The following is a 23,017-nucleotide window of genomic DNA, read 5'->3' on the forward strand; positions in this document are numbered from 1 at the left end:
AAACAATCCTCTCAAAAAATCAAAAAAACCTAGGAACAAAACCTGGGACGCTTCAAACCTGGGACGCTTCACCACAGAGTCCTATCCGAGCCCCACATGAAAAAAGCAGCCCAATGGTGGTGCTACCAACACAGCGAACACCCACTCAAACCAGGCCAACTAATCCAACCCCACCACCTAAAACCAGGCCCCAAACCAGCAGCCAAACAACCAAAACCAGGCCCGAAACTATGGGACAACGCCATCGACCAAGACCCCAAATACCAAGACGGACCCCTACACATCCGCAAAGGCTGGGCAGGACACTAAACCACCCCAACACGCCCAGCAAAAGACACACAAAATGTTACTTAGCCCTTAAGTGCTGTTCAATCCTCCCCTTATCAAACATTTAGCCCGCCACTTTGCGGTGGCGGGCTAAATATTAAATGGCGTACTGGCTACTAGCCGCGGCGCCTAGAGATCGCTACCGTAGCTGACCCCAAGACCAACGCCACTAAGGCAGCTAGCGCTACCCCAATTTCTAGCGAATCCACACCCGACTTAACCATAGATTGAGTCGGATGCTGAACATTGGGCACAGGCTTCGATTCCTCAGCCCACTTCGCATACACCGTGGTATCGGCGGTAATCGCGATATTAAAGTCAAACGGAGTCTTTAATTCTTTGTCGGCATACCATCCCTTGAATACCCAGCCTTTAGCGGTGGGCGCGGTGGGCACAGCAGCTTTCTGGCCTGCAACCACCGTCTGGGCAGGCACCTGTTTGCCGTGCTCCCCCATTTCAAAATTAACGTTATAGGTCTGCACTTTGCTGTAGGTTGCTATCCATTCCAGGTTATTGGCTGGCTGGATGTAGTTAAAGGACGGCTTCGTGAGATCCTCTGCGGTAATACCGATGCTCTCATAAAAGGCGGCAAGTTCTGCCTCGGGAATAGCTACGCCGTTCTTTTTCACGCTCCAGCCTAGGGTGTAGCCGGCGGGGGCTGGCTCCGCCGTCATCTGCACGGTGTTAGCTGCTCCGATTGCCTGCACTTCCGGTAGCGCGTCCCCTACTCCGAAAGGCTTTTTCAATGGGTAGGCTTTACTGCCATCAAAGTACATAGCCGTCGGCGCCTTAGTAACCCCCGAGTCATTGGCAACCAGAGCGGTAGAGATGGCATAGACTCGACCAATCTCCGCGGAGACAGATTCACCCTTGGCAACCTTAACGGCTTCTCCGTCATTTCCTTGCAGGTAGCCCTGTTGGATGGAGCCTCCCGCAACCGGATTCAGATACCCCACGTACTCGTGATTATCATTGTTGGCTTGAGTGGTATTGGTCTTAAATGGAAATACAGAGGATTCTTGCTTATTGCCGTTGGTCCACTTGTAGGTCACCTTTCCCGCACCGTTGAAAATAGCGTCGGTTTCAGCCCGTTTACCTTCGGGGGTGACTGAGGAGCTGAGGCGACCGGTTTGGTTATACCCTTCCAGGTGAACCTGCCCCGAGGTAGTTACCTCTAGAGTTTTCGCGTACATTGCTTTCGCTTTGCCCACGGTTGTGTTCGGGGTATCGACCTTGATATTCAAGTTGGCAGTACCCGTCACACTCACCTTCGAGGTTCCATAATCGATAACGTCAGTATCGATACCAGTGAATTCAATACCAGGATAGTGCTCCTTGTCTACCTTGTTGATGTCTTCCTGGGTGTAATGCCCGGTAATGTTAACGGTTCCAGATTCAAACTTCACTCCAGAGGATTCAGATTCTTCCAGGAAGATACCATATTGATCCAATCGAGTTCTTCCAAGAGAATCATAGAGCGCATAGGTGTCAATATTTAGTACCGCACCCTTATCCCCAACGAAGCGTACTTCCTTACCTTCGGCATAGAACCTGATGCCCTGAATTCCATCGGCACCTGCGTTAACTGACAGGTAGTTAGTGCCTTCGAACTTGACAGTGATTGCTTCTTTCTTACCATCGTTGGCAACCATGAATCCCGCCTGAAACTTGGTATCGTGATCTCCTGACTTCAGGCGCTCACGGTCATCATAGTTACGGAAAGTTAAAGTCGCGGTTACCGGATCCCAGCCCCAACCGTTTTCACCCTCTGCTAGCGGGTAGGCTTTTGAGTCAGCCTTAGTATTGAGTCCCTTACCCCCTGAATACTGCAAGGCATATTTAGTAGCATCCTGTTCAGTCATTGCCGAAGCCTTCGGAGTACTACCCCATGAAAAGCCCAGCGTTAAACAAAGCACGAAAGCTAAAACGACACTAAAAACCGGTCCCCACTGCTTACTACGCATCAGTCTCATCCCCATAGTTTTATAGGGCTAACGCCCATTTCATACGTCAAATCAGTTCAACTATTCTACGCCGGTATTCAAAATTTGCGGAATTACCACCCTTTGTCAGGTCGGCGGCACCAACACGTCTTTACCATGCAAGTATGCACCTAAGCAACACCACCCCTTGTGTTACAATGTTTTATAGATAGAGGAGAGGAAGCGATGGCTAGCACAACTATTACCATCAGACTAGAGGGGGAAGAAAAAGCTCTCATCTCTGATTATGCCGCTGCCTTCGGAATCTCTGTATCCGAGTTTATTCGCAGGGTCGTGCTAGAGCATTTAGAGGACGAGCTAGATTTGCAGGCCTGGGAAAAAGCGAAAGCAGAATTCGAAGCTGACCCCGAAACAATTCCTTCCGCCGAAATCGCAAAGAAATACCTTTAGTATGTGGAAACTGGAGTTTTCTAAGCGCGCCGATAAACAGTTATCAAAAATGGACCCCGGCATCAGGCGGGTTATTGTCGCTTGGCTGCTCAAAAACATTGATGAGTGCCCAGATCCTCGCGCACACGGTAAATGTTTGAGCGCCAACCTATCTGAAAAATGGCGTTATCGGGTAGGCAACTATCGCATACTTTGCGATATCAAAGATCAGGAACTGGTCGTGATCGCTATCGAAATCGGACACAGAAGCCGCATTTACCGGTAAATACCAGCAGTTATCGCTTCAAGGCAATCCCGCTATTGCAGCGCCGCCGATTCCCAGCAGACAACAGGCTCAAATGCGTATGTCCCCCTACAAGCTAGAGGGCGACTAGTGGCTCCACCCTGGGAGTCTCTTTGCTGCGAGCCTGAGCCAGCTCGTAGGCAGTCTGCATATCCAGCCATAGACGGGCATTACCGATTCCCGCAAGCTCCAGGCGCAAAGCCAGGTTTGGGGTTAACGCCGCTTTCCCATTCAGAACCCGCGAAAGGGTAACTCGAGACACCCCCAACTTACGACTGGCGTCGCTCACCGAAATGCCAAGCTCCTTCAAGAAATCCTCCCGGATTACCGCCCCGGGATACACCGGATTTTTCATACCCATCCTCTCTAACCCTCCTCAGTGATAGTCAAGATAATCAACAAGTTCCACATCTTCACCCACGAATCGAAAGATCAACCGCCAGTTCCCACTGACTCGCAGCGACCAATAACCCGCAAGCGATCCCGTCAGTTTGTGCGCGCGGTAACCTGGAAAGGCCAGCAGCGGCGCCGGATCATGCACTTGATCCAGCACCGAAAGCATCCGCGCAAGTTTATCTGCGTGGGCAGGATTGATACCGGACTTTGATCCAGACTCGTAAAACCGTTGCAATCCTGCGTGCTTAAAACTGAGAATCACCACCTAAGTGTATCGCATAGCTTTACAGCCCGCAAGGAGTAAACATAAGGCATGACGCAGCTCAGAGCTTCTGCTGCTCCGTCAAGTAGACCTCGCAACCGACAGGCGCGGAAGATAGACGCATTTTGAACAACAGCAGTGTTCAAAAAAACGCCAACTTGCACAACCAAAACGGTCCAACTTGCACAACGCCCGATAAAACCGGGCTAGAAGCCGACGCTGTTTTGATGTTAGACGATGGGCGCTGGGCTCTAGTAGAAGTAAAACTGGGGAAACAATCAATTAACCAAGCAGCCGAACACCTAAAGAAACTCGCACAACGAATCAACACCAATCACGAGGGCGAACCGGCGTTTTTACTCGTGCTCACCGGTACCCAAGCGGCATATCGACGTGAGGACGATATCCTAGTCTCGCCTCTAGCTGCACTTAAACCTTAAGAAGCAACGCTTGAACCCGACTTTCCTTATGCGTCGCGCCCCACGGCACCGAGACAAAATCGACGCCAACTCTTGACTAATGTAGCTTTTAGGCTACACTCGGGGTGTGGAGATTATTTCCAGCAGCTTGTTTGACGCCTGGTTAGGCAAACTGAAAGATAAGCACGCTCAGCGTCGTATCTTGCATGCGATAGCTAGATGTGAAGCACACGGCAAGATGCTTGGTGACATCAAAACAGTGGGCGAAAAGGTCAGCGAAATGAGATTTCATTTCGGTGCCGGCTATCGGATTTACTACACACAATTGGGAGCGGTAACGGTTTTTCTGTTGGCAGGAGGGGACAAATCTAGCCAAATCAGAGATATTAAAACCGCTCAGGAACTCGCAAAACAGATAAGGAAGGAACAATCATGAACGAGGTGACTTTTTCTGCGTTTGACGCGAGCAAATACCTTGACACTGACGAAGCGATAAATGACTATCTAGCTATCGCACTCGAAGACGGTGACACCAAAACAGTGCAAGTGGTTCTACGTGATATTGCCCGCGCACACGGCATGACTCAGCTCGCTAAAGAAACTCAGCTAAACCGCGAATCCCTCTACAAATCATTATCCAAAGAGGGCAACCCCTCCTTTGCGTCCATCACGAAAATCATGAAAGCCCTGGGGCTAAAAATGACCCTCTCCACTCAATAGCACTAAACTCCGTAGCGGAAAAGATCAACCCTAAGTTTTTCCAAACAATCCTCCCGGATTACCGCCCCGGGATACACCGGATTTTTCATACTCACGTTCTTCTCACCCTCCCCTAGCTACCTTGTCCCCGGATAACTGCAGCCCTGACCATAACTTATTAACGGTAAACGTCTTTACGATGCCCCAAGTCCACCAGAACAATAATCAGTTCGCGGTTCCGAATTTCAGTAATGAGGCGATAGTTTCCCACCCGGTAACGCCAGTAACCAGAGAATTTGCCCTTTAATGGTTTCCCATACTTTCTTGGCTCAGCGGTATTGACTAGGTTCTTTTCTACCCACGCTTTAATCATCACCAAAACCGGCTTATCCAGTTTTTTCAGGGCTTTCTTGGCTTCTTTCGTGTAGTAGAGCGAATACCGCTTCATACCCCCAATTCCGCCCATACATCATCGTGGGAGTACAGCTCGACCTCACCGGCACCCTTCTGCTTTTCATAACGCGCGATCGTCTGTAAATCGTATTCGTCCTCAATGCGTTCCATCATGGTTGCACGAATAACCGCCGATAAACTACGGTTATGAATCTGCGCGTAATCCTTATATAAATCCAGCTCTTTATCTGGAACCCGTAAACTAATCGTCCCCATCATCTCTCCTGCCTACGTTGTATTACAAGTGTAGTACCATCCGCTTTGGGGGCGCAACAGTTTTACCCCTCCTTCCCGAGGACGAAAACCCGGGTATCTAAAGCCATGGTTAGCTAAACCCACCCGTCACACCAACGTCCTGGAGAGAAAAGAAACCAGCCCCAACACGGCTGGCATAGAAAAATCCCTAGAACCCGAGACCTTGGAATCATTGGTTTATAGCAAATTCGGCTTCGAAAAGTTCGACAGTTAAATCTCGACACCTACTGTGCGCAGTAAATCTTGAATCGGCAGGGGTGTGAAAACTCTGTAATACCAAAGCCCCATAGTTATCTTGGAACAGGGCGGCGGCAAAATTCACTCACAGTTTGGCAGTTTCCATGAAAACCTAGAGAATAAATCAGTTTAGAGAGAAACAAACAATGCTCGTACCGCGCTCTTATCCACCTTCGAACCAGCGGTCAGCGGAATGGCAGAAACCTGGCGGAAGTATACCGGAACCTGGTAGCGCGCCAACCGCTTATTTAGTTCTTGTTTCAGTTGTGTTTCACTGGTGTTTGCCCCATCCGCAAGTACCACGGCAGCAGCAGCAACTTCACCATAGACTGGATCGGGAACTCCAACCACAGATGCATCTGCAATCACGTTTAGCCTACGCAGTTCTTCTTCCACATCGATACACCAGATTTTTTCACCACCGCGGTTAATCATGTCTTTCTTGCGATCCATCAGGTATATATACCCCTGAGAATTAGCCCGCCCTACATCACCGGTGGCTAGCCAACCATCGGCAGTCAAGGCATCAATTTCGATTTCGTCATAGCGCCTAGCAATGTTAGCTCCGCGCATTTTTATTTCGCCCACCTCGCCAACGGGCAATTCCACCCCAGAATCATCACATATCTTCACTTCTAGTCCGGGGATAGGTAATCCAGAGGATCCTAAGTAAGGAGAGCCAGCCGCATCACAGGGGAACACGAAAGCAGGAGAGCAACTTTCGGTTAGCCCATACACCGTACGGAACTGCATTTGTGGCATCCATTCGTGTAATTCTTTAATTCGCGATACCGGCATATGAGCCGCGCCGCACGCCATTTTCTGCACCGATGACAGCTCGGGAAAACGCTCACGCTCTTCCAGCATCAACGCGAAAACTGTGGGCGAGGCGTGCACAAAGCTAACCTCAGAAGTGAAAATTTCTTTAACGAACGGTCTCCCTTCCATACGTTTTTGGATATGAATTGAACCTCCCAGATAAATAAATAATCCAATGATGGCAATCATTCCGGTTACATGGTAGATGGGAACAGCGATAATAGTAGTGTCATCGCTGGTTAACTCAAGTACCCTTTCATAAGAACGTACAGCATGTACTGCGTTCATATTTGTCAGCAGCACACCTTTAGACAGAGACGTGGTTCCCGAAGTAAATAGCAGGATGGAATCCTGCTCGATTCCCGGAAGTGGAACCTCTGCCAGCACTGTTTTCGGGTCTAACTCCCCCTTCTCACTATTCAAAGGTAACCCGCAAGCACAGGTGTTAGAGGAGGTGGCAACTACTGGCTTATCCTCAAACCAAGCAGCTTGCTCAGGATGACAAATAACTAAATCTAAGTTGGCGCGAGCCACCAAAGCATCGATTTCTGCCCGACGGAATTTACCAGGGAGCGGCACTATGATGGCGCCTAGCCGGTTGCTAGCGTAGAAAGAGGTAATAAAGTCGATTCCGTTGTCCAGCAATACCCCTATCCGGTTTCCGGGACCAATTTTGTATTCTGTGTGCAAATAGGCCGCGAACTGGTCGGTTAGCTGCTTGACTTCAGAGAAAGTGAAACGGTTACCGTCCTCAGCAAAAATTGCCACCTTACTGGCGAACCGTTGCGCGGTATTTTCTAGAGTTTCATAAAGTGAAGCAGGACCAGGTACATAGGTTTGAACCGTTCGCCCATATACCTCAACTGGCTGCAAATCTTGCACCATATTTTTCGGCCAAAGGGCTTGTCCGGAAATCATTTTTACTCCTTATATTTTGCAGTTTGGAGAGCAAAACAAGCGTGACCTCACTGCGATTAGATATTGCTAGTCCAAGTCCAAGGGGATTGGACTGTTCAAAATTTTTTAGTCTGTCTGGCAGCGGCAAGTATTCGGCATGCCATACGTACTGATTCACGTAACGTCGGTTGAGCTTTTGCGAGAGCATCTTTTAGGCTACCCACCTCGCGAACTGTGGGGACAATGGCGGCAAAGCCATTTTCATGCAGGGACTCAACGTCGCGTCCTAAATTACCGGTAAACGCAATAGCGGGAAGCCCCTGTTTGCGAGCAGCGAGCATAACCCCCCACGGGGTTTTTCCAAATTTTGTTTGAGAATCCATGGAGCCTTCTCCGGTAAATACGAAATCTGCCCCCACCAATTGCTCCTTTAAACTGACGGCACTGATTACCACATCTATCCCAGGCTGCGGTTTGGCTCCCAGCAAAGCCATAAGCGCTGCACCTAGACCACCCGCGGCTCCCGCGCCAGGATTTTTACTAATAGTGCGACCACAGGTTTCATCTAGCAGGTTTCCCCATTGTGCTAAAGCCGCATCGAATATGGAGATTTCTTCAGGCTGCACCCCTTTTTGTGGACCAAAAATTGCGGTGGCGCCTCGTTCTCCCGTTAGCGGGTTATCAACATCGCATGCCAGGGTTACCTCTATTTCCTGCCATCGTTTACTGATGTTGCTAACATCAAGGCTAGCCGCATCGGCCAAGGCTAGCGCGCGACTTTCAATCGGATTACCAGAACCATTCTTAACAATGGCACCTAGTTCATATGCCATCCCCCATCCACCATCATTGGTAGCAGACCCACCTAAACCGATAATCACCTGAGTGGGAGAAAGGTCAAGTATGTGTTTGAGAAGCTGTCCTACTCCCACGGTAGTGGCTTGATGAGGATCTAACTCTTCTACGGCTAAATGCTCGATACCGGCAGCTTCAGCAATTTCGACAACCGCGAGTTTTTTTGCTGCAATCCACCCAAAGTGCGCGGTTCTAGGGCGCCCTAGCGCATCGCTAACTTCGGCAGTACGCATTTCACCGCCTTGCGCATCAACTAAGGATCGGGTGGTCCCCTCGCCACCATCAGCCATGGGAACCTCGATACATTCGGCATCAGGAAACACATCACGAACCCCGGCACTCATGGTGGCTGCGACAGTAGCTGCGGTCATGGTTCCCTTGAATGAATCTGGCGCTAGAATAAATTTCATTGCTACTCCGATTGCTGAGTGGTGGGGTAGCCGGGTTTACAGCGGCTACCCCACCAATCTAAGGTGCTTTACGAATTTGCTGATTCTTCAGCGTGGGTGTTGCGGTACTTCAAGCCCCATACCAGGACGGAACCAATTACTACGGCGATGATGATGAACCACAGACCGGCCAACTCGTTACCGGTCGACTGCTCCAACTTACCCATGACCGTGGGGCCTAGGAAGCCACCTGCCAGACCGCACATATTCATAAATGCGACGGCGGCTGCAACGGTAGCGCCAGAGAAGCGCTGCTGCGGGAAGGTGAACAGGATCGACTGGATCACGAACAGCTGTGAAGCAGCGATGAAGAAGCCGATAACGGCGACCCACAGGTTCGTTGAGGCAACAGCAGCGATGGTCAGACCAGCGGCAACCGTGAGGAACCCAATCGAGGCCATGAACTTCGACTTGCGAAGGCCGGTGGCGTACTTCGGTAGGAACCAGGATCCCAGCGCAGCCGCGATCCACGGAATCGCAGTAATTAGACCCACCGTCATGCTGCCCATGTTCGCGTCGTAAGACTTAATCATGGAGGGCAGGAAGTAAGACAGCGAGTAAACCGCGATTTGGTGGGTGAAGTACGCAATAACTACGAGCCAGATAATTGGATCGCGAACGACCGGGCCGAGTGCGCGCAGATCGCTATGGCTGGACTCTTCGCCGACGTCCTCCGAAGCGAGGTAGCGCTCGATGAGATCCTTATCCTCGTCGCTGAGCCACCTAGCGTTCTGCGGCTTGTCGGGTAGCCAGTGCCACACGCCGTATGCAAGGAAAACTGCCGGCAGACCTTCAATAATGAACATCCACTGCCAACCGTGTAGGCCGAGCAAACCATGCATCTGGAGCAGAGCGCCCGCCAGCGGGGCCCCGATGATGTTTGCGATCGATACGCCGAGGAGGAAAATGCCGATGGCGCGAGCGCGGTACTTCTGCGGGAACCAGTACGAAATGTACAGGATGATGCCAGGGTAGAGGCCTGCTTCAGCGACACCTAGCAAGATTCGCAGTACGTAGAACGATGTATCGTTCCAGACGATCGCCATAAGCATCGAAATAATGCCCCAGGTGACCATGATTCGGGCGATCCAGAAGCGAGCACCCGTTTTGTGCATGATCAGGTTCGAGGGGATCTCGAGCACGGCATAGCAAAGGAAGAACAGACCGGCACCGAGGCCGTAGGCGGCCGCCGAAAGGCCGATATCAGCCTGTAGCGCTTCTTTAGCCATACCGATATTGGTGCGGTCAACGAAGCTAATGATGTACACGATCACCAGGAGCGGCATCAGCTTCTTGAAGTTCTTCTTTGTTAGTAGGTCCATCCTAGATTTCTCTTCGGAGGAGAACTCAGCATGTGTAGTTGACATATATTTTCTCCGTTTTATAGTGCGCGGAATACTGCTGCTACCCCTTGACCGCCACCAATGCACATGGTTACCATGCCAAATTCGGTGTTCGTGCGGCGCAGGTTGTACAGGGTGCGTAGGGTCAGGATGGAACCGGTAGCTCCAACCGGGTGGCCAAGCGCAATAGCGCCGCCCAGCGGGTTGGTCTTATCCATATCCAGATCCTGATCCCGGATCACGGCCAGTGCCTGAGCGGCGAAGGCCTCGTTGAGCTCGATCCAGTCGATATCGGCCAGGGACAGCCCAGCCTTCTCGAGCGCCCGCGGAATCGCCAATGCTGGAGCAAAACCCATAATTTCGGGAGACAAACCTGCCTTTGCAAAACTAACCAGCTCACCAATCGGCTTTAAACCTTCCGCCTTGGCAATAGATTCAGTGGTCATCACCAACATGGCAGCAGCATCGTTAATGCCGGAGGAATTACCGGCGGTAACGGATCCACCTTTGCGGAAAGCAGGACGTAGTTTGGCCAATTTCTCCTCGTTGGAGGTGGGGCGCAAATGCTCATCGGTGTTAAACACACGCTCTGACTTACGTTCCTTAACTGTGATGTCCACAATCTCATCTTGGAACATGCCGTCAGCTTGAGCTTTTGCGGCTAACCTTTGTGAACGTGCTGCAAAAGCATCCTGATCCGTGCGGGAAATATCGAATTTATCCGCTACATTTTCTGCGGTAACACCCATCGGGTAACCACCAAAAGGATCGGTTACTAGCGACATGGTTCCATCAATCAAGGTATGGTTTCCAGTGCGCCAGCCGTTACGCGCCTGAAAATCCATAAAGGGCTGATTCGACATATTTTCGGAACCACCGGCAACTACGAATTTCGAATCTCCAGCACGCAGTTCAAGCGCAGCAGATTGAACTGCCTGCAACCCCGATCCACATAACCTATTTACTGTAAAAGCAGTGGACTCTTCGCGTACTCCCGCCTCTAAGGAAATTCGGCGTGCCAAGAAGGCATCCCCGCCTACTTGTCCCACGCAGCCAACTACTACTTCATCAATTGCATCCATGGGAACGCCAGAACGTTCCACCGCCGCTTTCATCGCGGTTGCCCCCATGACGTGATTAGGCGTAGTGGACAGGGAACCAGCAAATGTACCGATTGCAGTCCTTGCACCCTCAATAATGACTATTTTTTCCAATTGTTTACCTTTCTTAATAAAACCGCTCCTGCCTTCGCGGAATCCAGTGTTTTACTTAACGCGTCGTATGAATAAGCGCCGCTGCTTGGCGAGCAGCGTCATTGTCATCAACCTCGAGAATCTTCCAGCCTTCGGTGGTTAGTTGCACCATGTAATGTTCAGAAGCTAAGTAGACTTCTTGCCCTTTATCTAGGGCGGCAGCACCGTAGAAAGTTAATTGATCCACTTCATCTACCCACTTGGGATGTTTCGAATCGGCAATCATCAGGAAGCAGATTCGTTTCGCACCGTCCACAATGTCCATGAAGCCACCGCACCCGATGGCTTTGCCACCAAAAGCCGAAACGTTAATATTGCCTTTACCATCTACTTGCCCCACACCCATGTAGGTGATGTCCACGCCTCCACCGTTGTAAAAATCGAACTGTTGCGGATGGCTGATAATAGCTGCCGGATGAATTGCACACCCAAAGTCCACTCCCCCTAGCGGGACACCTCCGTAGGTGCCGGACTCCACCGTTAAGGTAACCTTGGCGAGCTTACCGCTCACCGCGAGCGCCCGACCTATGGAGTCACCGGGGAGACCAGTACCCAGATTAATAATGTCTCCGTCGCGTACCAGCTTTGCGCCCCTCTCCCCAATGCGTACCCGAACTGGTTCCACCTCGTGGGCAAGGATGGACTTTGCCAGTTCCTCAGAAGAGGCATACCCCGTGATCAGATCCATATTTACCTCAATCGCGGAGTTAGTTTGCTTGTGGTATTTCGCTGGATCAGAAGTCACCATAACGTAATCCACCAGCACACCGGGAACATTCACCAGACGAGCCGGAATGTCACCACGCTCTACAATCTGTTTCACCTGGGCAATTACGATTCCGCCATTATTATGAACAGATTGCGCAATTGCCAGTGAATCCAGAATTGTCACGTCGTCTTCTTGCGATATGTTTCCATCTGGATCTATCTTCGTTCCCCGTATAATCGCCACGTCAATCGGGAAAGACTTGTAGAACAGATATTCCTTACCATCTATTTCCACCAGTTCCACATACTCGTCAGGAGCTGTTACTGCGCGGGCAGAATCGTTTATTCGCCCTCCATCCAGCCGTGGATCAATGAAAGTACCTAATCCCACAGTAGAAAGCTGACCCGGCCTACCGGCTGCTATCGTGCGATACAGCGTGGATATTTGACCTTGAGGTAAGCAAATAGCTTCTACCTCGTCTTCACCCAATAGGTTTGCCATAGGCGGGTTTAGTCCCCAGTGTGGACCCACTACGCGTTTTAGTAATTTTGGGTGTGCCAGGCGAGCTAGCCCATCCACTCGGTTCGACTGCCCAGCTGCATGTACGAATGTCAAATTATTCGGGGTACCTTTTTCTAAGAATGACTGTTCGATATGCGCATAGATTTCATCAGCTACGCTCATCATGGTGAAGCCATCGGCAGCTACAGTAGCCCCGTTCGGAATCAGTGATGCTACTTCTTCGGGCGTCACTTGTTTAAAGCTCATAGCTTGTATCCCCCTCCGATGCGAATGGTTTCACCGGTCAGGTAGGAGGCATCGTCAGATACCAGGAACGCAACCAGATTGGCTACATCCTCTGGTTTTCCGGCACGCTTGAGGGACACCTTTGCGACTTGCTCTTCATAGAGGTTCTCGAATCCAGCACGTGAAGGAATCTCCTTAAGCTTGCAGGTCATATCCGTTTCAATAAAACCGGGAGCAATTGCATTGGCAGTCACATTCTTGAACCCCAGCTCCTTGGATATAGAGCGGGTTAGGGAGACAACGCCACCTTTTGCTGCCGCGTAGTTAGTTTGCCCCACGTTTCCTTGCCAAGATTCGGAGGCCACGTTACAAATGCGCCCATACTGGTTTTCACGCATATGGGCTCCTACCTTGCGACACAAGTAGAAAACGGCAGAAAGATCTACTGCGAGCACCACATCCCACATGTCATCGGTCATCTTATGAAGCATGCCGTCACGGTTGATTCCGGCGTTATTTACCAGGATGTCAATCTTGCCCAGTTCCGCAATCACCTGCTCTATGGCAGCATCCACAGCTTCACGATCGGCAACATTCAATGCAATGGATTGTGACTTGCCTCCACACTGTTCAGCCACCACCTTGGCAGCCTCGCCATTAATATCTACAACAACCACGGTGGCTCCGCGCTGCGCAAGTTTTAGCGCGATGCCTTTACCAATCCCCTGCGAGGCTCCGGTTACTACCGCAACCCTGCCGTTTAGCGATATCGAATCCATTATTCTTATACCTTTCATTAGATTAAATAGGTTGACAGCGGCAAGAATTGCCGATATGTAGTTCATATGGACATACGATGTCCGTTTGCTTGACACGCTCGTTACGCATCAGGTTTTCTAGCTGCACCACAGCTTGATCCGCCATCGCACGAATTGGTTGCACGATAGTGGTAAGTGAAAATCCTGGCCATACCGCTGGGGTAACACCATCAAAACCTCCCACAGCGACGTCGTCAGGAACGCTAATACCATGAGCGTTAAAATCCTCTATTATTCCGAAAGCAATGGCATCTGAGCCACACAGAATTGCCTCTGGTAACCCACGTTTAAGCGAACGAAAATGTTTTGCGGCGTTATACCCGCCCCCAGTTCCCAGATCGGTACGCACAATCCACTCGGTAGGGGTGGACAATCCGCTTTCGATTAGACCTTCAAGATACCCAACATGACGCTCGTTTGAAGCCGAAGAGCTCCGGGGACCAATAGCCAGCGCTATCTTCTTATATCCGTGGCTCACCATATGTAGAGCCATATCTTTTGCCGCGTTCTTGTTATCTATTCCCACAAAAGCTGCACGTACTGTTGGCATTTTGCGTGATACCTGTACATAAGGCAGGTTTGCATTGCGCAATAGACGAGCTACCGAAGCATCACCATCTTGCGTTGCGGTAAGAATGATTCCATTAACTCCATGCTGAGTCATGGTTTGCACGGTCGAGAGCAGATCTTTAGGACGGTCGCCGGTATGAGCTAACAGCGTGTTTAGATTATGTGACCGAGCGACCTCTGCCACAGCAACGCCTAGCTCCTGGTAAAACGGGTTGGAAAGATCCGCAAGTACCAAACCTACCAACGAGGGGATAGTGTGCATATTTGTAGCACGTTCTGGTACTTCTATGCCGTAAGCACGTGCCAATTCGATTATTGACCGCCGGGTTTCATCAGAGATTCCGGGCTTCCCATTTAATGCATAGGAGACCGCTGCCTTCGACACTCCCAACACCTGGGCGATATCAGATGCCGATCCGCGAGTAGCCCTACTACGGTTCTCATTAACCCTCATGCATTTCTCCTTGTAACGCCCAAGGCTCGCTTCTTTGCTGAGACCTTTTGGGACGCTTATGCTCATAATCACATCAGGACTGGGAGTTAAGCAACGTTAAGTTGTAGAGTCTATTTTTTACGTTTCTGCTGTTTAACCCAATTTTTACCGCGTAGGAGACCGACGCTTTTTAAAATCGAGCAATCATCACCAACACCCGTAAGCTACGATTTACCCCAAACAATCTTCAAAAATGAACATTCTCCGATGCTGATATAAGCAGCACGACCTTGACGCGTTCTAAAGCACTATGAGTGATTATCGCTATCCGCCGCTCTTATGCATATGAATCATTCTTGCTGCGCTACCTCTCCCACTCGACTGAATAATGAGAAAGGGTTAGGGAGTACTCACCAATATGTGACTCGGGAGGAAACTGTGAGGACTTGGTATGGATGAAATTCACCGACCGAGGTTTCCTGGGAGTGGTAGCGACAAGTAACGACATCAATTTTGACATTCCAAAGGACGAAGAAAACCATTATTGTAAACGAACCACGTCAGGAATCATCATTCATAAGCTCAAGCAATCGTGGGACAGAAGCTTCGTGCTAGCGTTTCCTCTTAAATCAATACCAGAAGATTTGAAACGTGGTCACATAGAAACCGGTATCGGGAACTACCTGATAGACAAGAATGTCCCGATATTGGACTATTTCTCTCACAGATACTAAATCCCAGGCGAGTCAGGAAACTTACCCGACAGCAGGTTTCCCTCTTAATGGGAAAAATACCGGAATCATAACCTGACCCAGCAAACAAAACAACCACCTCTAAGTGGAGCCGACTATCGGGCTCGAACCGATGACCTGCTGTTTACAAGACAGCTGCTCTACCAACTGAGCTAAGTCGGCCTTAGGAAGCGCTTCAATCAGCACTACCCTAGCGTCTTCGAAAAAGACGACGCCTTTAGTTTGCCATGTCTTTTATCAATGAACAAAACCGCTGCTATTTACCCAGTAGCGCGTCCTCGTCCAAAGTACCGTCATTCTTGTACGGCTTTTCGACCACCTTTCCATTGGAGGCAAACATCGGAGTGCCGACCTGCTGGGTTTGCTTACCCGCAGCATCTGCCCATTGCTTTTGCCACTTCTCAAGTAGTGCAGATTGGGTCTCGGCCTTAAAGGAGCTAATAATTTCGTCTTTAACCCCGACCTTCTTGGCAACTTCCTTGATCTTCTCCAGTGACTTGTTCGGATCCGCCATCAGCGTGGAATTTCCTTGATCTTTCCAGCCGGCTTCCTCCCCTTTGGCAAACATCACCTTATATCCAGTATCAACCAACGCTTGATGGAAGGCCAGTGCTTTGTCTGGCTGCTCCATAGCTACCAGCATGGAAGCTTCGCCAGCAATCACTGTCCAGGGCAAGGCGTGAGTCATCACCGTATGTAGCACCAGATTGGCTTTACCTTCGGTAGCCAAAGCCATAATCTGGTCCCCCAACTGGTGTTCTAACCCCAGGCAAGACGGGCATCCATAGGAATACCACATTTCAATAGTAGGTACTCCGGATTCGGCTTTATAGACCCCCGGTTTACCAACCAAAATCCCCTGCGCCGCATTAACTGCTTCCTTACCCGACAGGGCAGCGATTTTTTCTGGGCGCTGACCAGAAAGCACATCCCCATTAGCTTTATCATTTCCGCTCTGGGCAACCAGGTATCCGGCGAGGGCGACCGCCGCTACCACCAGCACCGAGACTATCGCGATTATGGCGCGTTTACGGGTTTGCGTGCGCCGCGCGGCTTCCCGTTGCGCCTCTACCTGTTTCCAAACTTTTTGTTGCCGATTTTTTTCATTCTTCGACGAGCTTTTGGCCTGAGCGGCCTGCATTTTACCTTTTTTCTGTGCCATTACTATTCCGCTGCTACTTTCCTGCGACTTTCCAGATTTTCTGTTACAAGCATAAACGAGGACGGGCTTAGCTCCCACCCTATCCGGGCTTTGATCACCGAAACCCGGGCTAATCAGGCTACCAAAGGAAATTTACCACCATATATTCGGCGCCGATGCTGACTGCCAGTGCCACTACCCCCCAAAACAGACGGGCACCAGCTCCCCCGATCAGGCGCACCATAGAGCCAAACCCCACTCTGAAGGAACGAGAAAAAAACGCCACTATCGTGGCAAACAGCGAATACGCCAGGTAGAGCAGCACCCGATAAACCGCCTGTTGTTCGCGCCAGCCCTCGGGCAAAATCCGCTGTGCAGGTTCCAATAAGAGCACATACCCGTACTCTCCTATTAGGGTCACGCCCACCCCCACCAGTATGGTCACCACTATTACTCCATGTAGCGGCGCCCATAATGGTTGGGCTTTGAGCGCCGCACTGGGCGGAGTAACCATTCCCGAAGCCAGTTGCGCATCTCGCATCCGCGCCCTAAACGCCCCAAACAGACCGCAAAAGGCCACTAAGGCAGTCAGAACTACCGTACTCAGGGATACTGTCAGCGGTGCATGCAAATTATTTTTTAGCGCAAATACTTCGGTAGCCAGCGATAAGGACAGCATTAAGGCCAAACAAGACAACCAGGCGTTAGGTAACTTATTGGGGATATAGCGTGGCTCCCACTGCGCAGCTGAATCTGGTACCTCATCCGCCTGCCCAGTGTCGGGGACGCGAAAATGGGCAACTCCCGGCTCTTCATTCACGCTGCCTGCAGCTAAGTTGTTCACATAACCGCCATTTGCTTCCCAGAATCTATCGGCTTCCCCCCTAATCGCTGGCACCGCAGGAGGATAACGCCGGGTTTCCTGCTCGGGAGGAAACACCTCGGGTCCAGAAACCGAGGTGGCCTCCACTCCTTCAGTAACAAGGGACGCGCCCGCTGGAAAACCTGCCGGCAAATAAGGTGCCGGGTCGTTACCCTCATTTACTGCCTGCAAAGCCGCTATAAGTTGCTGAGGGGCGGCTCTGTGCGCCGGATCAACCTGAAAACCAGCCGCAAAAACCCGTTGTAAAGACTCCGGTAGACCCGACAAGTCAGGTTTACCGGTACTAATCCGCCCCAGCACCACTTCCACCGGGCCAGCCCCGAAAGGCGGATGTCCACTCGCGCAATACAGCAACACACACAACCAAGCCCACCAGTCATCGCGTGGACGCGCATCCTCACCGTGGATAAGCTGCGGCGAAATATAGCCGGGAGTACCGGTGACCAGTCCGGTTGCGGTCAAACGTTCAGCACCTAGAGTTTGAGAAATCCCAAAATCAATCAAAACCGGCCCTTGCTTCGCAATCATGATATTAGCTGGTTTAATATCGCGATGCACTACCCCGGCACGGTGTAGCTCCTCCAATATTTTTGCTAACCATTGCGCCAAGTCAATCAAGTCAGGCAAATCCCAAGTACCATTGGCACTGACGTCCTCGGCAATCGTGATCCCCCGAATCAGTTCCATGGCCACATACGGGGTTTGCCCGGCGGTGTTTACCTCAAAAACTTTCGCTACCCCAGAGGAGCTGACTCGGTTAATCGCATCTGCCTCGCGTTGCAGACGCTTGCGAGCATTGGGATCGTTAGCAATCTGCGGGTGCAAGAACTTCAGCGCGACTTCGCGCCCATCGGAAGATTCAGCTTGATAAACCGAAGCCATCCCCCCTGCGCCCAAGGCCTTAAGCACCTTGTATCCGCCGATTTCCTGTTCGAGCACTGTCTCCCTAACTGTTTTCAAACTCTCTTTATCTGAGTTTAGCTAACTGCGTTCGCACTTACCCAACTACCTATGCCAGAATTGTCCTAGCAATCACGAGGAGGAGGAAAAATGCCAAGCAAACAGAAAATTCGGGTAACTACCTCTGGTACCTCCTCGTTCTATTCTTTAGTCCCCACTCTCCCCTGGTCGCTCCCCTTGGAAGACTGGCCAAACAAGCTACTAGCTGCTCTTCCGCGGGGCATTTCTCGTCACGTGGTGCGTTTCATTAAGGCGGGGGGCGCAATATATGCGGTAAAAGAGATTTCCGAAGAGCACGCCCTGCATGAATACCAAATGCTGCGTCAACTACAAAGCAAAGAACTACCTACCGTATCCGTGGCCGCGGTGGTAGCGGGAAGAATCGATAAAAACGGTGAAGAATTACCGGCCGCCCTCGTTACCCACCACCTGCAGTATTCCCTGCCCTACCGGGTGTTACTATCCAAACAATTATCTAAAAACAAACTCAATCGGGTACTTGATTCCCTGGTTGCCCTGCTGGTTCACCTGCATCTAAACGGCTTTTACTGGGGAGACGTTTCCCTATCTAACACCCTGTTCCGCCGGGACGCCGGCACCTATGCAGCCTACCTGGTAGATGCGGAAACCGGACGCTTTTATGACAACATTTCCGACCGTTCCCGCGAATATGATGTTTCGTTAGGTGCCATGAACATTATCGGAGAACTGATGGATTTGCAGGCCGGAGGGCTGGTAGATGAAGACTTTGACGTCACCATTGTTGGCGACTACCTGGAGAAACGCTACCACGACCTCTGGAATGATCTAACCGGATCCGAACGTATTCCGGCCGATGAAATTTGGCGCGTAGGTGCGCGGGCCGAGCGGCTCGGTCAACTCGGTTTCGATATCGGTCAAGTAGAAATCGAAAGCGACGAGGACGGAGATTTTCTAAGCTTCGCGCCGCGCGTAGTCGAGGCAGGTCATTTCCAGCGGCGAGTAAAAGATCTAACCGGTCTGGAAGTTCAAGAAGAACAAGCCAAACGGATCTACACCGATATTGTGACCTATCAACGCCGCAAGAAAATGGAGAAAATTCCTCTGCGTCTGGTGGCGACCACTTGGCTAGAACGGGTTTACCTGCCCACTATTAGCGCGATTCCCGATGATTTACGAGCAAAGCTAGAGCCTGCCCAGATTTTCCACGAAGTATTGGAACATCGCTGGTTTATGTCGGAAAAAGCGGGCCATCATATCCACACCCGCAAAGCAGTTAAAGATTATATCCGCACCCAGTTGGCGGTTCGCCCTGACGAACAGGTGGTGCTACCGATGCCGTTGACGGCGACAGCAGATGCTATAGATTATCTGGATCTAAAAGAGCTGTAACCACTTTTCCCGTACACACCGGACATGAGTACTTAATTAATCGAGCCACCCGGCCCGTAGCCAATCTCCGCCAGTAACAGCTATCTACGCTATTTGCTTATTTGCGTCCGTGGCGGCGTCCCACCACCACTAATCCTCCCTGCGGCAAGAGACGATCCGGAGACATAGCTTCGGATACCGCCGAGAGGGAAATCGTGAATACTACCGGTTGGCGACTGGTGAGCTCGATACGCCCCCCATCGGCTTCTATCAGATCTTTCGCGAGCGCCAGCCCGATACCGCTGGAGCCATGACCGCTAACCCCACGGCGGAAAATATGGGGAGCTATTTCTTCACTCACACCCTCGCCCTCGTCAGTAACCTCCACAAATATGGAGCGACTAGAGACCCCTTTACGAGTAGAAACCGTGACCGTACCTGCCCCATACTTCAAAGAGTTCTCCACTAAAGTGGCGATTGCCTGCGATAACGAAGAGGGAGTGGCTAGGGGTAAACGATCAGTTACCGGGTTGTCGAAAACAATCTCGCGGCCTACCGCTGCAAATTGGGATGCCCATTCATTCTTTTGTTGACGGAAAATATCCTCTATCTTTACCGCTTGGGTATTTCCATGATTGGCTTGCGCGGCGCGCTTCTTTAAGTCCTCTACCACTTGGGTAATTCGTTCTACCTGTTCCAGGCAGGCTTCGGTTTCGCTACGTACTTCCTGATCATCGGTAAGGTATTCGATTTCTTCAATCCGCATGGACAGGGCAGTAAGGGGGGTGCGCAGCTGGTGGGTAACATCAGAAGCGAATTGGCGTTCCTTGGCGATCCGGCCAATAATCCGTTCCCCAGAGCGCGATAGTTCCTCGCTAACCAGGTCTATTTCTTCGATTCCGGTAGGTTGGATGTGGGCTTGGACTGCTCCTGACCCGATTTGCTCAGCCTGGGCTGAAAGATAGATAAGTGGAGCCGCCAAGCGTCGGGAACCGCGGAAAGCAAAGCCAGTACCCGCACCTAGAGCTACTGCCCCGCATATCAATACCGCACAGACCGCCCCCACCGCTGACCAAATCACTGGCAAAGCCGAGGAATGCAAAGACACATACAGGCCTCCGGCGCTGCGGGCATGGGAATACAGCTGCCAGTTAGCATCTACCGAACCCGAGTGATAAATCCGTCTTTCCCGTTGATCAATACTGATTTCTGACTCGGGTGCATAAACCCGCTGCCAGTTGGAAACCGCTTGCCGGGTATGTCCCAGATCGCGGGTACCGATCTGATCCAAGTAACGGGAAAGATTAACCGTGAGTTGATCTTGACTAGACTGGTTAGACTGCCACACATAAGAGGGCGCCAAAATCGCCAGCGGCAACCCCAGCAGGGTCAGAGAAACCAGGACCGACTGGAAAACCATTAACAGCGCACGCCGGCGCATGGCAGGTTACTTTCGTTCAGTCTCGAACCGGAAGCCCATTCCCCGCACCGTCGAAATGTAATAGGGGTAGGTGGCGTCATCTCCCAGTTTACGGCGCAGCCAGGAAATATGCATATCTAGGGTCTTGGTAGATCCAGCCGGATCCGAACCCCAAACTTCCTGCATAATTACCTGACGTGGCACTACGTTCCCGGCTTCTTTAATCAAGATCCGCAACAGGTCGAACTCTTTAGCGGTTAACTGCAGCTCCCGCCCATCTTGGAACGCGCGGTGAGCCGAAACATCGATCTTAATATCCTGTGCCTCTAGCGCATCATCTTGGAAGTCGCTGCCTGCCCGACGTAACAGAGCACGTACTCTGGCTAGCAGCTCCGCCAAACGGAACGGCTTGGTTACGTAATCGTCAGCACCGGCATCTAAGCCCACCACCATGTCGACTTCGTCAGCGCGGGCAGTCAGCACCAAGATCGGCACCGATGACCCTTGGGAGCGAATCTCCCGAGCCACATCTAAACCATCAATATCAGGCAAACCTAGGTCTAAAACCACCAGATCGGCTCCTAAAATATCACCGAGAGCTCCCCGACCGGTACCGTGGGCGCGTACTTCGTAGCCTTCGCGACCGAGAGCCCGTGCCAAGGGTTCGGAGATTGCCGGGTCATCTTCAACAAGTAAAACTGTAGTCATATTCCCATGCTAATCTAAAAAAAACTTTGTCGCCACTACAGCGAACTGAAAATAGCTTTACTATTTTTTTACTGCCGGAGAAGCTATCTCCAAGGTACTACTACGAAGCAAGGGCTGTTCGCCCCGTTTGCCTTCTCTGCGCGTAAGCAGCCATCCTTCTACCTCACCTAACCCCTGCAGTTCTTGAGTTGTAGCTGGCCTAACCGCGAAGTACCCTTTCTTATCACTGGCTTGGAGCTGCTTGGCGGAATCAGCATCCATCAAGATTTGCCCCCGCGGCGCGATATCTACCAAACGCGAAGCCAAGTTAACCGGGGGGCCGAAAATATCACCAGAACGAGAAACCACCCGTCCATGAACTAAAGACGCGCGCACTGGCAGGATTTCCGGCCGAGAATTTAAGAACTCTACGATGGCACACACAATATCCGCAGCTACTAGCAGTTCGTCTGCAACATATAAGACTGCATCCCCCAGAGTTTTCACCACTCGCCCTCCGCGAGTAGTAACGACATCCCGACAGGCCATCTCAAAACTTTGCACCAGATCGGCCAAAGCGGCTCCGCTCATCGTGGAAGAGCGGCGCGTAAATGCCACCATGTCCACAAACCCCATACAACGATCCAAAGGATAGGAATCGATGGCGTCTGCTTTACCTTCCCGCGTTTCCACTTCCCGGTTAGTATTCAGCAGCAGATACGCCATTTGTCGGCGCCAAGCGTATCCCAGTTGCGATTGCAATAGATCGACATATTCGTCGATTTTGTCTAAGACCAGCAAACGGGCGGAGGTGTCATCCAGGTTCATGCGTTCTTGAAAATCCGTTACAATCGCCTCTAGCTGCCATAACACCAGGCGATCGGCCATATAGGATTGCGCGCGCAGCAAGGAGGTCACTGTACCGCGTCCCAGGGTACCCTCACCAAATTCTTGCCGCCATTCCATGATTGCCTGCGCGTCTTGCTCAGTAAACATGTAGGTATCGGGATCAGCTTTCGGGAATCCACAAGACGTCCAAAAGTGGTCGATTTCTACAACACTAACCCCTAGCTGCTGCGCCATTTCCCGCATAGTCATAGTGGGCGCACCCCCGATAAGTTTCCACACCGGACGCATCACGGTGTTGCGCGCTATCTGGGCTGCAGACAAGGATTCACTCACCCTTCAACCTTAAGGTGAACGACCT

23 protein-coding genes and 1 tRNA gene are annotated in these 23,017 nt (G+C 51.2%); 6 read left to right on the forward strand and 18 right to left on the reverse strand.

Annotated features, from left to right (window positions below; all coding sequences use genetic code 11):
- Positions 1-443 precede the first annotated feature (443 nt).
- On the reverse strand, positions 444-2,189 hold the full coding sequence (locus L0M99_RS01680; protein ID WP_238127508.1) for an InlB B-repeat-containing protein: 1,746 nt from the start codon (positions 2,187-2,189) through the stop codon (positions 444-446).
- 306 nt (positions 2,190-2,495) lie between these two features.
- On the opposite strand from L0M99_RS01680, the gene relB (L0M99_RS01685) reads away from it, so the two are divergent.
- Both relB (L0M99_RS01685) and L0M99_RS01690 read left to right on the forward strand, forming a co-directional pair.
- The gene (gene relB, locus L0M99_RS01685) at positions 2,496-2,720 is read left to right on the forward strand and encodes a type II toxin-antitoxin system RelB family antitoxin (protein WP_238127509.1); all 225 of its coding nucleotides are present in this window, start codon (positions 2,496-2,498) and stop codon (positions 2,718-2,720) included.
- A gap of 1 nt (position 2,721) precedes the next feature.
- The gene (locus L0M99_RS01690) at positions 2,722-2,985 is read left to right on the forward strand and encodes a type II toxin-antitoxin system RelE family toxin (RefSeq protein ID WP_238127510.1); all 264 of its coding nucleotides are present in this window, start codon (positions 2,722-2,724) and stop codon (positions 2,983-2,985) included.
- 94 nt (positions 2,986-3,079) lie between these two features.
- Here the strand turns inward: L0M99_RS01690 and L0M99_RS01695 are convergent, their stop codons facing one another.
- Together L0M99_RS01695 and L0M99_RS01700 are read right to left on the reverse strand one after the other, a co-directional pair.
- The gene (locus L0M99_RS01695) at positions 3,080-3,364 is read right to left on the reverse strand and encodes a HigA family addiction module antitoxin (protein ID WP_024059235.1); all 285 of its coding nucleotides are present in this window, start codon (positions 3,362-3,364) and stop codon (positions 3,080-3,082) included.
- A 15-nt stretch (positions 3,365-3,379) separates the two neighbouring features.
- Positions 3,380-3,664, reverse strand: a complete 285-nt coding sequence (locus tag L0M99_RS01700; RefSeq protein WP_238127511.1) for a type II toxin-antitoxin system RelE/ParE family toxin — start codon at positions 3,662-3,664, stop codon at positions 3,380-3,382.
- Between the two features lie 224 nt (positions 3,665-3,888).
- Here L0M99_RS01700 and L0M99_RS01705 point away from each other — a divergent pair, with 224 nt between their 5' ends.
- The 3 genes from L0M99_RS01705 (at position 3,889) to L0M99_RS01715 (ending at position 4,800) form a co-directional block, all read left to right on the forward strand.
- The gene (locus L0M99_RS01705; protein ID WP_024059236.1) at positions 3,889-4,101 is read left to right on the forward strand and encodes a hypothetical protein; all 213 of its coding nucleotides are present in this window, start codon (positions 3,889-3,891) and stop codon (positions 4,099-4,101) included.
- A gap of 106 nt (positions 4,102-4,207) precedes the next feature.
- Positions 4,208-4,516, forward strand: a complete 309-nt coding sequence (locus L0M99_RS01710) for a type II toxin-antitoxin system RelE/ParE family toxin (RefSeq protein ID WP_024059237.1) — start codon at positions 4,208-4,210, stop codon at positions 4,514-4,516.
- Complete coding sequence (locus L0M99_RS01715; protein WP_024059238.1) at positions 4,513-4,800, forward strand: addiction module antidote protein; 288 nt, start codon at positions 4,513-4,515, stop codon at positions 4,798-4,800. The genes L0M99_RS01710 and L0M99_RS01715 overlap by 4 nt, the downstream gene beginning before the upstream one ends.
- 157 nt (positions 4,801-4,957) lie before the next feature.
- Here the strand turns inward: L0M99_RS01715 and L0M99_RS01720 are convergent, their stop codons facing one another.
- The 12 genes from L0M99_RS01720 to L0M99_RS01775 all read right to left on the reverse strand — a co-directional run bounded on the left by L0M99_RS01720 (position 4,958) and on the right by L0M99_RS01775 (position 18,332).
- On the reverse strand, positions 4,958-5,227 hold the full coding sequence (locus L0M99_RS01720) for a type II toxin-antitoxin system RelE family toxin (RefSeq protein WP_024059239.1): 270 nt from the start codon (positions 5,225-5,227) through the stop codon (positions 4,958-4,960).
- Complete coding sequence (gene relB / locus L0M99_RS01725) at positions 5,224-5,448, reverse strand: type II toxin-antitoxin system RelB family antitoxin (RefSeq protein WP_024059240.1); 225 nt, start codon at positions 5,446-5,448, stop codon at positions 5,224-5,226. Before relB (L0M99_RS01725) ends, L0M99_RS01720 begins: the two co-directional genes overlap by 4 nt.
- 405 nt (positions 5,449-5,853) lie before the next feature.
- Positions 5,854-7,461 (reverse strand): class I adenylate-forming enzyme family protein, encoded by a 1,608-nt coding sequence (locus L0M99_RS01730; RefSeq protein ID WP_024059241.1) that lies wholly within the window; start codon positions 7,459-7,461, stop codon positions 5,854-5,856.
- A gap of 95 nt (positions 7,462-7,556) precedes the next feature.
- The gene (locus L0M99_RS01735; RefSeq protein WP_024059242.1) at positions 7,557-8,705 is read right to left on the reverse strand and encodes a glycerate kinase; all 1,149 of its coding nucleotides are present in this window, start codon (positions 8,703-8,705) and stop codon (positions 7,557-7,559) included.
- 68 nt (positions 8,706-8,773) lie between these two features.
- The gene (locus L0M99_RS01740; RefSeq protein ID WP_238127512.1) at positions 8,774-10,066 is read right to left on the reverse strand and encodes an MFS transporter; all 1,293 of its coding nucleotides are present in this window, start codon (positions 10,064-10,066) and stop codon (positions 8,774-8,776) included.
- A 59-nt stretch (positions 10,067-10,125) separates the two neighbouring features.
- The gene (locus L0M99_RS01745) at positions 10,126-11,301 is read right to left on the reverse strand and encodes a thiolase family protein (protein ID WP_238127513.1); all 1,176 of its coding nucleotides are present in this window, start codon (positions 11,299-11,301) and stop codon (positions 10,126-10,128) included.
- A 55-nt stretch (positions 11,302-11,356) separates the two neighbouring features.
- Complete coding sequence (locus L0M99_RS01750; RefSeq protein ID WP_024059245.1) at positions 11,357-12,817, reverse strand: CoA-transferase; 1,461 nt, start codon at positions 12,815-12,817, stop codon at positions 11,357-11,359.
- Complete coding sequence (locus L0M99_RS01755; RefSeq protein WP_024059246.1) at positions 12,814-13,575, reverse strand: SDR family oxidoreductase; 762 nt, start codon at positions 13,573-13,575, stop codon at positions 12,814-12,816. The genes L0M99_RS01750 and L0M99_RS01755 overlap by 4 nt, the downstream gene beginning before the upstream one ends.
- 22 nt (positions 13,576-13,597) lie before the next feature.
- Complete coding sequence (locus L0M99_RS01760) at positions 13,598-14,638, reverse strand: LacI family DNA-binding transcriptional regulator (protein ID WP_024059247.1); 1,041 nt, start codon at positions 14,636-14,638, stop codon at positions 13,598-13,600.
- Positions 14,639-15,455: 817 nt separating this feature from the next.
- Positions 15,456-15,531, reverse strand: a tRNA-Thr gene (locus tag L0M99_RS01765).
- A gap of 94 nt (positions 15,532-15,625) precedes the next feature.
- The gene (locus tag L0M99_RS01770; RefSeq protein WP_238127514.1) at positions 15,626-16,531 is read right to left on the reverse strand and encodes a DsbA family protein; all 906 of its coding nucleotides are present in this window, start codon (positions 16,529-16,531) and stop codon (positions 15,626-15,628) included.
- Between the two features lie 118 nt (positions 16,532-16,649).
- Complete coding sequence (locus L0M99_RS01775) at positions 16,650-18,332, reverse strand: serine/threonine protein kinase (RefSeq protein WP_238127515.1); 1,683 nt, start codon at positions 18,330-18,332, stop codon at positions 16,650-16,652.
- A 111-nt stretch (positions 18,333-18,443) separates the two neighbouring features.
- Here L0M99_RS01775 and L0M99_RS01780 point away from each other — a divergent pair, with 111 nt between their 5' ends.
- Positions 18,444-19,724 carry a DUF4032 domain-containing protein gene (locus L0M99_RS01780; protein WP_238127516.1) on the forward strand — a complete coding sequence of 427 codons (1,281 nt, stop codon included), beginning with the start codon at positions 18,444-18,446 and terminating at the stop codon, positions 19,722-19,724.
- Between the two features lie 97 nt (positions 19,725-19,821).
- Here the strand turns inward: L0M99_RS01780 and L0M99_RS01785 are convergent, their stop codons facing one another.
- The 3 genes from L0M99_RS01785 to L0M99_RS09890 are packed head-to-tail and all read right to left on the reverse strand — an operon-like array spanning position 19,822 to position 22,992.
- A complete protein-coding gene (locus tag L0M99_RS01785) occupies positions 19,822-21,123 on the reverse strand; it encodes a sensor histidine kinase (protein WP_238127517.1) in 1,302 nt (433 codons plus the stop codon).
- 27 nt (positions 21,124-21,150) lie between these two features.
- A complete protein-coding gene (locus L0M99_RS01790; RefSeq protein ID WP_024059253.1) occupies positions 21,151-21,831 on the reverse strand; it encodes a response regulator transcription factor in 681 nt (226 codons plus the stop codon).
- Positions 21,832-21,891: 60 nt separating this feature from the next.
- A complete protein-coding gene (locus L0M99_RS09890) occupies positions 21,892-22,992 on the reverse strand; it encodes an adenylate/guanylate cyclase domain-containing protein (protein ID WP_024059254.1) in 1,101 nt (366 codons plus the stop codon).
- Between the last annotated feature and the right edge of the window lie 25 nt (positions 22,993-23,017).

Source organism: Varibaculum cambriense (assembly GCF_022133705.1).
Classification (GTDB): domain Bacteria; phylum Actinomycetota; class Actinomycetes; order Actinomycetales; family Actinomycetaceae; genus Varibaculum; species Varibaculum cambriense_A.